This window comes from Streptomyces sp. NPDC104096, assembly GCF_055584385.1.
In genome coordinates this window covers 205561-220217 of sequence record NZ_JBVJMD010000002.1, presented here as the reverse complement: position 1 = coordinate 220217, position 14657 = coordinate 205561, and the positions used below count along the sequence as shown (strand labels likewise).

The window sequence follows — 14657 nt, the reverse complement described above, 5'->3', positions numbered from 1 at the left end:
CAGCCACGGTAGTCAGGGCAGCGGGTGTGGTTCAAGTTGTTGTCCCCAGCCTGTGGATAGTGTCCCCCAGGGAGCCCCGGTTTGACCGGATGGCGCAGCCCCGCGTACCGTAACCAGGTCGAGTTGTCGATGGCTGCTGCCGCCTGCCTCCGATGGGCACAGATCGCGTTTCGGTGATCGGGAAGCGGTGCACTCGGGCGTAACGCGAGCTACTCGTGGGCGCACGGTGACAGCCAGGACGGCACCCCGCAACTACCGATTGATTTCTGGAGCCCCCGAGTGAGCAAGCGCACCTTCCAGCCGAACAACCGTCGTCGCGCCAAGACCCACGGCTTCCGCCTGCGGATGCGCACCCGTGCCGGTCGCGCGATCCTGGCGAACCGCCGCAGCAAGGGTCGCGCCAGCCTGTCCGCCTGATTTCACAGGTCGTGACGTCGTGCTGCCTACCGAGCATCGGCTGAGGCGGCGCGAGGACTTCGCGGCCGCGGTACGACGGGGTCGCCGGGCAGGACGCCCGCTCCTCGTCGTCCACCTTCGTAGCGGTGTCACGGACCCGCACGCGCCTGGGGAGAGCGCTCCCCGGACACGTGCGGGTTTCGTCGTGAGCAAGGCCGTGGGTGGCGCGGTCGTGCGCAACACGGTGAAGCGCAGACTGCGCCATCTGATGCGTGACCGAGTCGCCCTGTTTCCCCCCGGTAGCCTGGTAGTCGTAAGAGCGCTGCCCGGAGCGGGCGACGCCGACCATGCACAGCTGGCCCGAGACCTGGACGCCGCAGTTCAGCGGCTGCTGGGAGGGGGCGCGCGATGAAGTACCCGCTGCTGGCTCTGATCAAGCTGTACCAGTGGACGATCAGTCCCTTGCTGGGGCCGGTCTGCAAGTACTACCCGTCGTGCTCCCACTACGGCTATACGGCCATCGACCGGCACGGCGCGATCAAGGGAACGGCACTCACCGCCTGGCGCATCCTGCGGTGCAACCCGTGGTCGCTCGGTGGCGTGGACCATGTTCCGCCGCGCAAGCGTCCGCGGTGGCACGAACTGCTGCGCAACGCATGGCGCGCACGCAAGGGCGGGACCTCCGCCGCCGAACCGGCCACCGAGGGACAAGGGATGTCCGACCACCCCTCGAGCCCGGCCGCAGAGACCCCGTCCCATGTCCAAGGAGCATGATTAGTGGACACGATTGCCAGCCTCTTCAGCTTCATCACGACACCCGTTTCCTGGGTCATCGTCCAGTTCCACTCGGTGTACGGGAAGGTCTTCGGCCCCGACACGGGCTGGGCCTGGGGCCTGTCCATCGTGTCCCTGGTGATCCTGATCCGCATCTGCCTGATCCCGCTCTTCGTGAAGCAGATCAAGGCGACCCGGGCCATGCAGACGCTGCAGCCCGAGATGAAGAAGATCCAGGAGCGCTACAAGAACGACAAGCAGCGCCAGTCCGAAGAGATGATGAAGCTGTACAAGGAGACGGGTACCAACCCGCTCTCCTCGTGCCTTCCCATCCTGGCGCAGTCTCCGTTCTTCTTCGCGCTGTACCACGTGCTCAACGGCATCGCGACCGGCACGACGATCGGTGTGATCGACGAGCAGCTGCTCGCGAGCGCCCGTAAGGCCCACATCTTCGGCGCCCCGCTCGCCGCGAAGTTCACCGACAGCGCGGCCGCGGTCTCCCAGCTCGGTGCTGACATCACCAACGTCCGGATCGTCACCGCGATCATGATCGTTCTGATGTCGGCCTCGCAGTTCTACACGCAGCGCCAGCTGATGACCAAGAACGTCGACACGACGGTCAAGACGCCGTTCATGCAGCAGCAGAAGATGCTGATGTACGTCTTCCCGGTCATGTTCGCCGTCTTCGGCATCAACTTCCCGGTCGGTGTCCTCGTCTACTGGCTGACCACCAACGTGTGGACCATGGGCCAGCAGATGTACGTCATCCACAACAACCCGACCCCGGGTTCCAAGGCCCAGGCCGCGTACCTGGAGCGCCTGCACAAGCACGTCACGAACCACGGCAAGACCCGCAACCGCCGTGAGAAGGCCATCGTCAAGGCCATCGTGACCAAGGGCCGCGACCGCAACGAGTTCGAGCGGAAGTTCATCAACGGCCTGAGCAAGGCCGGCCTCGCGGCGCAGGCCGACGGCAACGTGACCAAGGCCGAGAGCCAGGTCGCCCTCCAGACCGAGGACGGCGTGTCGGCCGCGCCCGCGGCCAAGCGGCAGCAGCCCAAGCGTCAGACCAAGGCGCAGCGTCAGACCGGTGTCACGAAGCCGGCCAGCGAGACCGAGCAGCCTACGACGTCGCTGAGCAAGTCCGAGGACGAGCCGAAGGACGCCAAGCCCGCTCCGGAGGACGCCAAGCCCGCCGCCGCGAAGAACCCCGCCGCGAAGCCTGGTACCGGCAGCAGCCGCAGCAGGGCCCAGTCCGGTCAGCGCAAGGGCCCGCAGCGCCCCAAGTCCCCGTCCAAGAAGTAAGAAGGAGCCCATCCCGTGACGGAAGGCACCACCTCCGCCGCTGTCGAGGGTGCAGACACCCTGTCCCGCCTGGAGCAGGAGGGTGAGATCGCCGCGGACTACCTCGAGGGTCTGCTGGACATCGCTGATCTCGACGGCGACATCGACATGGACGTCGAGGCCGACCGCGCCTCGGTCTCGATCATCAGCGACGCCGGCGGCCGGGACCTCCAGAAGCTGGTCGGCCGCGACGGCGAGGTGCTCGAGGCTCTTCAGGAACTGACCCGCCTGGCCGTGCACCGGGAGACCGGGGACCGCAGCCGGCTGATGCTGGACATCGCCGGGTACCGCGCGCAGAAGCGTGCTGAGCTCTCCGAGCTCGGGGCCAAGTCCGCAGCCGAGGCGAAGAACACCGGCGAGCCGGTGAAGCTGAAGCCGATGACCCCCTTCGAGCGCAAGGTCGTGCACGACGCGGTCAAGGCAGCAGGCTTGCGCAGCGAGTCCGAGGGCGAGGAGCCGCAGCGGTTCGTCGTCGTACTGCCCAACTGATTCGGTACGTACATCTCTCCGGCCCCGTCTGTTGCGCAGGCGGGGCCGATCTTTGTCAGCCTGATGGTTCTGGTGGTCGGCGCTCGGAGCGCCGATGCGGTACGGAAGGACGGTCCCCCGTGACGGAGGCAGCGGAGCTCCCCCCTGCGCCCGAACAGGCGCGTGAGGTATTCGGCGATCGCTTCGATGATGCGGTCCGGTACGCCGAGCTCCTGGCTGAGGCAGGAGTCCAGCGTGGCCTGATCGGCCCACGGGAGGTACCCCGCCTGTGGGAGAGGCACCTGCTGAACTGCGCGGTGCTTTCCGAGGTCGTGCCCGATGGCGTGACGGTGTGCGACGTCGGCTCGGGCGCGGGTCTGCCCGGCATCCCTCTGGCGCTGGTGCGGGAGGACCTGAAGATCACCCTTCTGGAGCCCCTGCTGCGGCGTACGAACTTCCTGACCGAGGTGGTCGAGCTTCTGGGGCTCGACCATGTGACCGTTGTCCGCGGTCGCGCGGAGGAGGTCATGGGCAAGGTCCAGCCGGTCCATGTCGTGACGGCCCGGGCCGTGGCTCCGCTGGACCGGCTGGCCACCTGGGGCATCCCGCTGCTGCGGCCGTACGGGGAGATGCTGGCACTCAAGGGCGACACCGCGGAGGAGGAGCTCAAGAGCGCCGCGACGGCGCTGAGCAAGCTCGGTGCCGTGGAGACGTCCATCCTGCACGTGGGTGAGGGCGTGGTGGACCCGCTGTCCACGGTGGTACGGGTCGAGGTCGGGGAAAGCCCTGGCGGCGTACGGTTCGCGGCGAAGCGTGCGAAGGCTGCCCGGACGAGCCGAACGAGGCGGCGCCGTTAGTACTGGAGTCCAGTGTGATGAGTGTCTCTGATCCTTCGTGAGGGTGAGACCTACTCCACACAAGCTTCCCCGTCTGCGCAGCCCGGAGTGTCGCGAAGGCCCGGCCGCAACCGCTGTGCATCGTGTTTCACGTGAAACATCGCTCCCTGCTGCACGGAATCATCAGCCGAGGCCGCGCCGCGGCCCAACCCCGCGACCGTAAGCCGCTTGGATCCCGCAGCGAGGCCCCTGCCTCCAGGGCCGAGATGTCCCTCGTAGGGGGCACGGAGTTGTCCACAGAGGTGGATTTCTCCACAGAACCCCAGGGCTCACTGGTTCACGACCCCGAAGACATGGGAGGCTCTGTTCATTGCGAGCTTGAAGTCGAGGAGAGTGAATCCTTGCGGTCCGACGCCAACATCGCGGGACCGATGACCGATCCGGTCCCCGGTCCCCGTACCGAGTCGATGGGGGAGGATGTTTCACGTGAAACACCGCCCCCCATGGACGACACACCGATCGGTCGTGCTGCCCAATTGGCGGTGGAGGCTCTCGGCCGCGCCGGCGAGGGTCTGCCACGACCTCACCAGACCCGTGTCATGGTCGTGGCCAACCAGAAGGGTGGCGTGGGCAAGACGACGACCACCGTCAACCTTGCCGCTTCCTTGGCCCTGCACGGTGGCCGCGTCCTCGTGATCGACCTCGACCCGCAGGGCAACGCATCCACCGCCCTGGGGATCGACCATCACGCAGAGGTCCCGTCCATCTATGACGTCCTGGTCGACAGCAAGCCTCTGGCCGAGGTCGTTCAGCCCGTCCCGGATGTCGAGGGTCTCTTCTGTGCCCCCGCCACGATCGATCTCGCCGGTGCCGAGATCGAGCTGGTGTCCCTGGTGGCACGCGAGAGCCGCCTCCAGCGGGCGATCCAGGCGTACGAGCAGCCGCTGGACTACATCCTCATCGACTGCCCGCCCTCGCTCGGTCTGCTGACAGTCAACGCGATGGTCGCGGGCCAAGAGGTACTCATTCCCATCCAGTGCGAGTACTACGCGCTGGAGGGCCTGGGGCAGCTGCTCCGCAACGTCGACCTGGTACGGGGGCACCTCAACCCCGTCCTGCACGTGTCGACCATCCTGCTCACCATGTACGACGGCCGAACGCGCCTGGCGTCCCAGGTCGCGGAAGAGGTGCGCACCCACTTCGGTGAGGAGGTGCTGCGGACGAGCATTCCTCGCTCGGTCCGTATCTCCGAGGCACCGAGTTATGGGCAGACGGTGCTGACCTACGATCCAGGATCGAGCGGTGCCCTCTCCTATCTTGAGGCGGCACGAGAAATTGCGCTGAGGGGTGTGGGCGTCCGCTATGACGCGACACACGCTCACATCGGCGCTCAGAGCGACCCGAGCATGGTGGAGGGGATCCAGTGAGTGAGCGACGGAGGGGGCTGGGCCGTGGGCTCGGCGCGCTGATCCCTGCTGCGCCGACGGAGACGACGCCGACTCCGCCTGCCATAGGGGGAGCCGCTTCCGCGGCTCCCGGACCGGGTCCGGTGCTGACCGCGGACCGCGGTGTGGCTGCGGCCAAGGTGGCCACGTTGCCGTCTGTTTCACGTGAAACCGATGATCTGGCGCTGAGCAGCATCGCGGAGACGCCCGCGCCCCCACTGGGTGCGCACTTCGCCGAGCTGCCGCTCGACTTCATCACGCCGAACCCGCGGCAGCCGCGTGAGGTGTTCGACGAGGACGCCCTTCAGGAGCTGATCACCTCCATCAAGGAGGTCGGTCTCCTTCAGCCGGTCGTCGTGCGTCAGCTGGGTCCCGCGCGCTACGAGCTCATCATGGGCGAGCGGCGCTGGAGGGCCTGCCGAGAGGCGGGGCTCGAGGCGATCCCGGCGATCGTGCGAGCCACGGACGACGAAAAGCTCCTCCTGGACGCGCTCCTGGAGAACCTGCACCGGGCGCAGCTGAATCCGCTGGAAGAGGCGGCGGCCTATGACCAGTTGCTGAAGGACTTCAACTGCACTCACGACCAGTTGGCTGACCGTATCGGCCGGTCCCGCCCTCAGGTCTCCAACACTCTGCGTCTGCTGAAGCTTTCGCCGGCCGTCCAGCGTCGTGTGGCCGCCGGAGTGCTCTCCGCCGGCCATGCCCGGGCGCTGCTCTCGGTCGACGACTCGGAGGAGCAGGACCGTCTGGCTCACCGGATCGTGGCTGAGGGCCTCTCGGTGCGTGCCGTCGAGGAGATCGTGACGCTCATGGGGTCGCGGCCGCAGACGGCGCAGCGGTCCAAGAGCCCGCGGGCCGGAGGGCGGGTGTCTCCCGCACTGTCCGATCTCGCGACTCGTCTCTCGGATCGCTTCGAGACCCGGGTGAAGGTTGATCTGGGGCAGAAGAAGGGCAAGATCACCGTGGAGTTCGCCTCCATGGAGGATCTGGAGCGGATCCTGGGATCGCTGGCTCCGGGCGAGGGCTCGGTCCTTCAGCAGAGCCTCCAGGACAGCGAGTCCGTCGAGTCGGAGGACTGAGTCTTCCTGGGCCGGCAGCGCGGTTGAGCCTGCCCGGCCAGCCAGAGCAGGTCGTGTCCGGTGTATGCCGGAACACGGCCTGCTCTTTGCTTTTAGGCGGTATCGGTGTAATCGCATCGTGGATACGATGCGAGAGGGTAAGGCGCATTCACCTTTGGCAGCACCTCTGATGGGGAGGCCGGGGCCATGCGAACGATGGGCCGGACCGGACTGATGAGTGTGACGCTCGGGCTGGGCGCGATAGGCGGGTTCGTCGGCAGCATGCTCAGGGAACGGAACGCTCTGGCAGCCGCCCGCGAGGCAGCGGGCGAAGGAAGCGAGGAACAGCCTTCATGGGGCGTCGGCTCGTACCGCTCACGCTGGACAACGTTCAGGACCTTCCCCAGCGCTGTCGCTCGTGTGTCTTCTGGGAACTGGACCCTGTCAGTGGTGAAGCCGCGCTGAAGGCCGGTACACCCGCCCTGGAGAAGGAGGCCTGGATCTCCGGGGTCCTCCTGGACTGGGGATCGTGCGGTCGCGTCGTCTACGTCGACGATGTGCCGGTGGGCTTCGTGCTCTACGCACCGCCTGCTTACGTGCCCCGCTCCACGGCCTTTCCCACAAGCCCCGTCTCGCCGGACGCGGTGCAGCTGATGACCGCCTTCATCATGCCGGGTTACCAGGGACAGGGACTGGGCCGGGTGATGGTGCAGACGGTGGCCAAGGATCTGTTGCGTCGTGGCTTCAAGGCGATCGAAGCCTTCGGCGATGCCCGGTGGAAAGAGCCGGCCTGCGTGCTTCCTGCCGACCATCTGCTCGCCGTGGGCTTCAAGACGGTCCGCCCGCATCCCACGTATCCGCGAATGCGCCTGGAGCTACGGACGACGCTCTCCTGGAAGGAAGACGTTGAGATGGCGCTGGACCGCTTGCTGGGCGCAGTACAGAAGGAGCCAGCGCTGCGGCCGCTGTAGCTAAGGCTGATAGGCGAATGGGCCAACCCATCAGGGTTGGCCCATTCGTGGTTTCACGTGAAACACGCGCCGTTGGCTAGACAGCTCCGAACGTCACTCGGCGATGAAGTCCTCAAGGTCGCGGAGGATCGCGGCCTTCGGCTTCGCGCCGACGATGGTCTTGGCGACCTCGCCGTTCTGGTAGACGTTCAGGGTCGGGATCGACATGACGCCGTACTTGGCCGCAGTGCCCGGGTTCTCGTCGATGTTGAGCTTGACGATCTCGATCTTCTCGCCGTACTCGGCGGCGATCGCCTCGAGCGAGGGCGCGATCTGGCGGCACGGACCGCACCAGGCGGCCCAGAAGTCCACCAGGACGGGCTTGTCGCTCTTGAGGACGTCCTCGTCGAAGGAGGCGTCAGTCACGTTCTTCAGAGTGCCGGCCACAGCGGGCTCCTTACTGGTTATGCGTGGGGAGGAAGGGGGTCAGACAGAGGTCGTCTCGGGCTCGGCCTGCTCTTCGTCCGCCAGAGCGGCGAGGAAGCGCTCGGCGTCGAGGGCGGCGGAGCAGCCGGTGCCGGCAGCGGTGATCGCCTGGCGGTAGGTGTGGTCGACCACGTCACCGGCGGCGAAGACACCCGTCAGGTTGGTACGCGTGGACGGGGCGGCGACCTTGAGGTAGCCCTCGTCGTCGAGGTCGAGCTGGCCCTTGAACAGCTCGGTCCGCGGGTCGTGGCCGATCGCGATGAACAGGCCGGTGACCGCCAGGTCGGACAGCTCGCCGGTCTTGAGGTTGCGCAGCTTCAGGCCGGCCAGCTTCGGGTCACCGTGGATCTCGGCGACCTCGCTGTCCCAGACGAACTTGATCTTCGGGTCGGCGAAGGCGCGCTCCTGCATCGCCTTGGAGGCGCGCAGGGTGTCGCGGCGGTGCACGATCGTCACGGACTTGGCGAACCGGGAGAGGAAGGTCGCCTCCTCCATCGCGGTGTCACCGCCGCCGATCACGGCGATGTCCTGGTCCTTGAAGAAGAACCCGTCACAGGTGGCGCACCACGAGACGCCGCGGCCGGAGAGAGCGTCCTCGTTGGGCAGACCGAGCTTGCGGTGCTGCGAGCCGGTGGTGACGATGACGGCCTTGGCCTGGTGGACCGTGCCCGAGGTGTCCGTGACGGTCTTGATGTCACCGGTGAGGTCGACGGAGACGACATCGTCCGGGATCAGTTCGGCGCCGAAACGCTCGGCCTGGGCGCGCATGTTGTCCATGAGCTCAGGGCCCATGATCCCGTCGCGGAAGCCGGGGAAGTTCTCCACCTCGGTGGTGTTCATCAGCGCGCCACCCGCGGTGACGGCGCCCTCGAACACCAGCGGCTTCAGCGACGCGCGTGCGGTGTACAGCGCCGCCGTGTACCCGGCGGGCCCCGAACCGATGATGATCACGTTACGGACGTCGCTCACGACTTGATTCCTCGTCTCTGGACTGCGTCGTACGGCCGGTGGAGACCCTCTCGAGACTCTCACCCCACCCAACGGATCCTAAGGGGCGCGCATTCCCGCTGTGTCCGCGCACACGCATACGCGTCACCGAACGGGACACCACAGAGGAAGGAGAGAAGCCTGGGGCGCGGTGTGCGGGCTCAGGAGCGCGTATAGGAGTGGGTGAGCAGCACCTTGGCCGGGGCGGCCGACGGGTGGCTCACACAGCTCGTGTCCACGATGTAGACGGTGACCCGGGTGCTGTCGGAGGGATTGGGGAGCACCACGAGAAGTGCGTCCGTCCCCTGATAGATGCCCTGCTCGGTCGCGAGCGCCGCGTCGTTGCGACCGATGCCCTTCTGGATGCAGGGCGGGACCGTGGGCTGGCGGAAGATCTTCGGCTTCACCGTGCCGGGAACGGACTCCGCGCCGAGGCTGTCCGGTGCTTGCGAGCTGCCTGTGCTCTGGGCGAGGAGCGTGGCGACCTGGCCTTCGAGTTTTCCTTCGGAGAAGGTGTCCGCGGCCGTGGACCGGTGCCCTCCGACTGTGTTTCCGGACGAGGTGTTGTTCCAGAGGGAGGACAGCAGTACGGAGCCCAGGGCCAGGACGGCAGCCGTGCAGGCCACTCCCAGGACGACTACCTTGCGGCGCCCGCGCACTCGGCCGCTCTTGCGTCCTGGCCCGGTGGAGGCGGTGCGCGCATGACCCGAGGGGCGGTCCGTGGCGACCGATGTTTCACGTGAAACATGCGGGCTGTCGCCCACGGGGGAAGCGGGCCGAGGAGAGGCCGTCGGCGCAGGGGAGCCGTCAGTGGTGGGTGCCGTGGCGTTGAGCAGCGCTTCGGCGGCGAGGGCGGCGTCGATACGGCTCGCGACCTCGGCGGACATGCGGGGCGGGCCGGGGACCGTGCCGAGCAGTTCCCGGATCTCCTCCAAAGAGGCGTGGACGTCCGCGCAGAGCTCGCACTGGTTCAGATGCCGGCGTACCTGCGTGGTGCGGGACGGTGGCAGCAGACCTTCGGTGAGGTCGGAGATCTCCGCGACGTCCGGGTGCCCGGCCATGTCCGTCGTGGATGTCACGCTCGCCCACCTCCGCCCTTCACAGCAGCTGAGTCGCTTGATCCTGGGTCACGGGAATCCTTGTCGTGCGGTCCCGCCGCCGGTGGGACGGATGTCCCCTCCGTCCGGTTCCGCCCCTGGCTCACACCGTCGTCTTCACCGGCCTTTTCCGGCCGCAGGTGGGTGAGCAGCGGCAGGAGTCTGGCTCTGCCCCGGGCGCAGCGGCTCTTCACCGTCCCGGTCGGGACGTCGAGCACACGGGCGGCTTCGGCGACGGGGTAGCCCTGCATGTCGACCAGGACGAGCGCGGCCCGCTGATCGGGCGGGAGTGTCCCCAGCGCCTCCAGGAGTTCGCGGTGCAAATCGTTGCGCTCGGCGGGGGCCGAGGCCGACTCGTGCGGCTCCAGCAGCTGTTCCAGGCGCTCGGTGTCGTCGACCGGCGAGGTCTTGCGGGAGGCCGCCTTGCGAGCACGGTCGAGACAGGCGTTCACCGTGATGCGGTGCAGCCAGGTCGTGACAGCCGACTGACCGCGGAAGGTGTGGGCGGCCCGGTAGGCGGAGACGAGGGCGTCCTGAACGGCGTCAGCGGCCTCCTCGCGGTCGCCCAGGGTACGCAGCGCGACCGCCCAGAGGCGGTCGCGATGGCGCCGTACGAGCTCACCGAAGGCGTCCGGATCACCGCCGACGTGACGGGCGAGCAGGTCCTGATCGCTGCTGTCGCCGTACGCGGTGCCATCCGCCATCGGACCCCCTCCCCCCTCGGTGAGACGTCAGCCCGTGAACTTCACTTCGGTGATGGCCTGCTTGTGGCCTTGCCCGCTGTACCCCTTCTGGGCCGAATAGGGCATGGCAGTCATCCAGACGAGCACGTACCGCGTCTTCACCGCCTTCTTGGCCGTGATCTTCAGCTCGGTGCCCGAGGTCTTGGCCTCGGCGAACTGCGTCATGGAGTTGAGCGGTGCCGACGACGACAGCGAATCGGTGGCATACAGCGCGGCCGTCGTGTGGTCGCCGCCGTAGTCCAGCCCTATCGAGACTGCCGACACGTTCTGGGCGGAGCCGAGGTCGTAGACGATGCCCACACCCTGTTTGTAGGGCGCCAATACGGGGCCGTCGGAGAAACGGTGGGTACGCCAGTAGGTGGAGGTGTCGCCGTCGTAGGTGAGCTTCACCTCGTCGGGGTGCTGGGCATCGCCGTCCGGGTAGTACTCCACGGCATCCTGGATGGTGATCGGCTTGGGGGCAGGCTTGGCCGACTCCGTGGCCTTGTCGCCGTCGTCCGTCGTCTGGGTGGTGTCGTCGGGCGAGTTGCTCTGGTCCATCAGGGCGTCCGCCAACTGCCAGCTGCCCAGGCCGAGGGCGGCGATCAGGAGCGCCGAGACGGCCCACTTCAGGACCTTGCCCGTACGGCTCTGCAACGGCGGCGGCGGGGTCGGCGGCAGCTGCTGGGTGACCCCCGGATGCGCCGCAGGGCGCCCGTAGGTGCCCTGCTGGTACGTCGTGCGCTGGTACTCGGGCGGTCCGGCGAACGCGGGCTCCGGTGGGCGGATGCGGGGCATCTCGCCGATCGCCTTCACCAGCTCTTCGGGCGTCGTGCACGCGGCCTCGTGACGGGAGGCCGTGGCACCGTCGTTGGCGAGCGCGCGCATGGCCAGCTCGGACAGCCCGCGGTGGATGTTGGCGCGCACCTGGTCGGGGGCGATGAGGCCGACGTCCTTGGGCAGGCCGGACAGGCCGTAGGCGTCGTTCTCGTACGGCCAGCGCTGGGTGAGGGCCGCGTACAGCAGGGCGCCGATCGCCTCGGTGTCGGTGCGCTGAGGGGTGTCGGAACTGATGCCGCGCAGCGCGGCGTTCACGGCGAGGCCACGGATGCGCCACTGGCCGGTGGAGGCGCGCAGCACCGCGTTGGGGTTCAGGCGCAGATGCGCGAGACCCTCACGGTGGGCCGCGGCCATGGCCCCGGCGATCTGGCTGACCATCTGGTAGGCGTCGTGCGGCTCCAGCGGGCCGGCGGACAGCAGCGCGGTCAGCTCGGTCGCGTCGGGCAGCCACTCGTGGACGACGTAGACGAGGTCGTTCTCCTCGACGGCGTCCAGCACCTGCACGAACCGGGGATCACCCAGCAGCGCGGAGGAACGGGCGGCGGCCAGTACCGACCGGGCCCGCGTATGGTCCGCCGGCAGGATGTGGACGCCGACGGCGCGACGGAGTTTCTCGTCGACCGCGCGCCAACTGCTGAATCCGTCCAGACGGGTGACGCACTCTTCGAGGCGGTAGCGCCTGGCGAGTTTGTGGCCGCTGTGCAGTTCGGGCGGTGAAGCCTTCTCAGGACTCTCGGTCCCGCCACTCCCCTGTGCCCCGTCGATGTCCGTGTCCCACTCCCGGTTCTGGGCCTCCCCGTCGGCCGTGGACTGGTCCGCCTGCGCGGCCGGTGGCTCGTCGCCGCCGTTGCCTGCCACGTCGACGGCAGCCGTACTACGTTCCGCCACCGTCGTCCCTGCCTCCCCATCCATTGCGCGCCCTACGACGTCGAATCCAATTGTGCCCACAGTCCGCTGCTATGCACGACACACGATGGCGCACGATGGTTGTGCGCCTACCCCCACTTCAGCGCCCCAGGCGCCCGCGCACCATGCCGACGAGGGAGTTGAGTTCCTCGATGCGCATGCGGCGGGCCGCCAGGTAGAAGACGCCGAGCAGAACGACACCGCCGACCAGCAGAGCAGCGAAGGAACCCGCGGCCCCCTGGCCGAGCGTCTGCGCGATGCCGTAACAGGCCGCTCCCGCCAGCAGGGCGGCCGGTACCGAGGCGATGCACAGCCGCGCGTAGGTGCGCAGCACGCGCGTGCCGTCCAGGTCGCCGCCCAGACGCTTGCGCAGCCGGTGCCAGGCGATGCCGACGCCGATGGCGTAGGCGAGGCCGTACGCGGCGGCCATGCCGACCACCGCCCAGCGCGCCGGGACCAGGAAGTAGCACAGCAGCGAGGCACCCGCGTTGACCGCGGCCACGATGACCGTGTTGTAGAAGGGGGTCCTGGTGTCTTCGTAGGCGTAGAAGGCGCGCAGGACCACGTACTGCACGGAGTAGGGGATCAGGCCGAGACCGAAGGCCATCAGCATGAAGCCCATGTTGGTGGCTTCGCTGGTGCCCGAGGAGCCGAAGATCAGCGTGCACATCGGGATGCCGAGGGCGAGGAAGCCGAAGGCGATGGGCACGATCGCGACGGCCGTGGTGCGCAGACCCTGGGAGATGTCGTCGCGGACGGCGCCGCCGTCTCCCTCGGCCGCCGAGCGGGAGATCCGCGGCAGCAGCGCGGCCATCAGGGAGACGGTGATGATGGCCTGCGGCAGGCCCCAGATCAGCTGGGCGTTGGCATAGGCGGCGAAACCGGTGCCCGCGACGTTCGAGTCCTTGCCCGCGGCGGTGGACAACTGGGTGACGACCATGGCGCCCGCCTGGTTGGCGAGGACGAACAGCACCGTCCACTTGGCGAGCATCGCGGCCTTGCCGAGGCCGTGGCCCTTCCAGTCGAAGCGCAGCCGCAGCCGGAAGCCGGTCTCCCGCAGGTACGGGATCATCGCCAGAGCCTGGACGACGAGGCCGAGCAGAACACCGATGCCGAGCAGTCGCTGGCCCTCCGGCGGGATGTTGCCCGCCGTCATCCCGGAGCTGCCGGCGGTGCCGTAGACCCAGATGAACATGCCGAGGGTCACGATGATGACGATGTTGTTCAGGACCGGGGTCCACATCATCGCGCCGAACCGGCCGCGCGCGTTGAGGATCTGCCCCATCACCACGTGCACGCCCATGAAGAAGATCGAGGGCAGGAAGTAGCGGGTGAAGGTGACGGCGACGTCATCGGCCGCGGGGTCGTTGGCGACCGGGATCGAGAGCATGCGGACCAGGAGCGGTGCGGCGATCATCGCCAGCGCGGTGAGCGCGCCGAGTGCCACCATCACCAGGGTCAGCAGCCGGTTGGCGAAGGCCTCGCCGCCGTCCTCGTCCTCCTTCATCGCCCGTACGAGCTGCGGGACGAAGACCGAGTTGAGTCCACCGCCGACGGTCAGGATGTAGATCATCGTCGGCAGCTGGTAGGCGACCTGGAAAGAGTCGCCGAGGAGGCCGAGACCGAGGGCGGAGACGATCAGCGCGGAGCGGACGAAGCCGGTGAGGCGGGAGACCATCGTGCCCGCGGCCATGACGGCGCTCGACTTCAGCAGGCCGGAGGCCCGCCCGCCCTTCTTCGCGGCGGGAGCCGGCGCGGGCGTCTCGGCCGCGGGAGGCGTCAGCGGTGCCTGGTGGGGCCCCACGGGCCCCTGAGCCGCCACCGGGGGGGTGGCAGGTCCGGGCACGGCCATGGCGTCCACCGGCGGGCGCGCGGAGCCCTGTTGCTGGTCCTGGAAGAGGTGGGCGAAGGCGTCCGTCTCCTGACGCTCCTCACCGGCCTGGGTCACCAGGTCGTCCACGCCCACGAACTGGGTGGTGCGGGGGTCCTCGCCGAACGGCAGGTACTGGGTCGGACCGGCCGGCTCCGGCGCGGGGGTCTGTGCCCAGACCCGCGGGTCGGGAGCGTACGGCGACTGCTCCGGCCGTCCGTACAGCGGCTGCTGCGGCTCGTACGTGCCCGGCGGCGGCGGAGGGTGCGCGGCACGGTCGTAGAGCGCCTCGGCGACCGGATCCTGGGCGGAGAGGTCCTGTGCCCGGTAGGGGTCCTGGTCGTAGGCGTCCTGGAGGTACATGTCCGCCGGGTGCTGCGGCGGCACCTGGCCATGCTCGGGCGGCGGGCCCTCGGGGTGGCCCGAGCCGCCCGCGGCCTGGCCGCGGTCACCGTCGTACGGCGCGTTCATGGTTTAC

At 68.3% G+C, this 14657-nt stretch carries 15 protein-coding genes; 9 read left to right on the top strand and 6 right to left on the bottom strand.

Annotation, left to right across the window (positions count from 1 at the left end):
• Nucleotides 1-279 precede the first annotated feature (279 nt).
• The 9 genes from rpmH (at nucleotide 280) to ACZ60B_RS03410 (ending at nucleotide 7292) form a co-directional block, all read left to right on the top strand.
• Nucleotides 280-417 (top strand): 50S ribosomal protein L34, encoded by a 138-nt coding sequence (rpmH, locus tag ACZ60B_RS03450; protein ID WP_005482975.1) that lies wholly within the window; start codon nucleotides 280-282, stop codon nucleotides 415-417.
• A 19-nt stretch (nucleotides 418-436) separates the two neighbouring features.
• Nucleotides 437-808 (top strand): ribonuclease P protein component, encoded by a 372-nt coding sequence (rnpA, locus tag ACZ60B_RS03445; protein WP_351609121.1) that lies wholly within the window; start codon nucleotides 437-439, stop codon nucleotides 806-808.
• Entirely contained in the window at nucleotides 805-1170 is a 366-nt protein-coding gene (gene yidD, locus ACZ60B_RS03440; protein ID WP_351609118.1) for a membrane protein insertion efficiency factor YidD, read from the top strand. The genes rnpA and yidD overlap by 4 nt, the downstream gene beginning before the upstream one ends.
• Before the next feature lie 3 nt (nucleotides 1171-1173).
• Entirely contained in the window at nucleotides 1174-2475 is a 1302-nt protein-coding gene (gene yidC / locus ACZ60B_RS03435) for a membrane protein insertase YidC (protein WP_469383801.1), read from the top strand.
• A gap of 15 nt (nucleotides 2476-2490) precedes the next feature.
• On the top strand, nucleotides 2491-3003 hold the full coding sequence (locus tag ACZ60B_RS03430; protein ID WP_469383799.1) for a Jag family protein: 513 nt from the start codon (nucleotides 2491-2493) through the stop codon (nucleotides 3001-3003).
• Between the two features lie 119 nt (nucleotides 3004-3122).
• Nucleotides 3123-3839 carry a 16S rRNA (guanine(527)-N(7))-methyltransferase RsmG gene (rsmG, locus tag ACZ60B_RS03425; protein ID WP_469383798.1) on the top strand — a complete coding sequence of 239 codons (717 nt, stop codon included), beginning with the start codon at nucleotides 3123-3125 and terminating at the stop codon, nucleotides 3837-3839.
• Between the two features lie 332 nt (nucleotides 3840-4171).
• Complete coding sequence (locus ACZ60B_RS03420; protein ID WP_351609106.1) at nucleotides 4172-5245, top strand: ParA family protein; 1074 nt, start codon at nucleotides 4172-4174, stop codon at nucleotides 5243-5245.
• Nucleotides 5242-6342: a ParB/RepB/Spo0J family partition protein gene (locus ACZ60B_RS03415; protein ID WP_469383797.1), complete on the top strand. Its 1101-nt coding sequence runs from the start codon at nucleotides 5242-5244 to the stop codon at nucleotides 6340-6342. The genes ACZ60B_RS03420 and ACZ60B_RS03415 overlap by 4 nt, the downstream gene beginning before the upstream one ends.
• A gap of 332 nt (nucleotides 6343-6674) precedes the next feature.
• The gene (locus ACZ60B_RS03410) at nucleotides 6675-7292 is read left to right on the top strand and encodes a GNAT family N-acetyltransferase (protein WP_384730856.1); all 618 of its coding nucleotides are present in this window, start codon (nucleotides 6675-6677) and stop codon (nucleotides 7290-7292) included.
• Between the two features lie 93 nt (nucleotides 7293-7385).
• Here ACZ60B_RS03410 and trxA read toward each other — a convergent pair whose 3' ends face one another.
• The 6 genes from trxA to murJ form a co-directional block, all read right to left on the bottom strand.
• Entirely contained in the window at nucleotides 7386-7718 is a 333-nt protein-coding gene (gene trxA / locus ACZ60B_RS03405) for a thioredoxin (protein ID WP_469383795.1), read from the bottom strand.
• A gap of 39 nt (nucleotides 7719-7757) precedes the next feature.
• Nucleotides 7758-8726 carry a thioredoxin-disulfide reductase gene (trxB, locus tag ACZ60B_RS03400; protein ID WP_469383793.1) on the bottom strand — a complete coding sequence of 323 codons (969 nt, stop codon included), beginning with the start codon at nucleotides 8724-8726 and terminating at the stop codon, nucleotides 7758-7760.
• Nucleotides 8727-8905: 179 nt separating this feature from the next.
• Nucleotides 8906-9823 carry an anti-sigma factor family protein gene (locus ACZ60B_RS03395; RefSeq protein WP_469383791.1) on the bottom strand — a complete coding sequence of 306 codons (918 nt, stop codon included), beginning with the start codon at nucleotides 9821-9823 and terminating at the stop codon, nucleotides 8906-8908.
• Complete coding sequence (sigM, locus tag ACZ60B_RS03390; protein WP_469383789.1) at nucleotides 9820-10545, bottom strand: RNA polymerase sigma factor SigM; 726 nt, start codon at nucleotides 10543-10545, stop codon at nucleotides 9820-9822. Before sigM ends, ACZ60B_RS03395 begins: the two co-directional genes overlap by 4 nt.
• Before the next feature lie 27 nt (nucleotides 10546-10572).
• A complete protein-coding gene (locus ACZ60B_RS03385) occupies nucleotides 10573-12291 on the bottom strand; it encodes a protein kinase family protein (protein WP_469383788.1) in 1719 nt (572 codons plus the stop codon).
• Nucleotides 12292-12409: 118 nt separating this feature from the next.
• Nucleotides 12410-14650, bottom strand: coding sequence for a murein biosynthesis integral membrane protein MurJ (gene murJ, locus ACZ60B_RS03380; RefSeq protein WP_469383786.1), 2241 nt, complete (start codon nucleotides 14648-14650; stop codon nucleotides 12410-12412).
• Nucleotides 14651-14657: the final 7 nt, after the last annotated feature.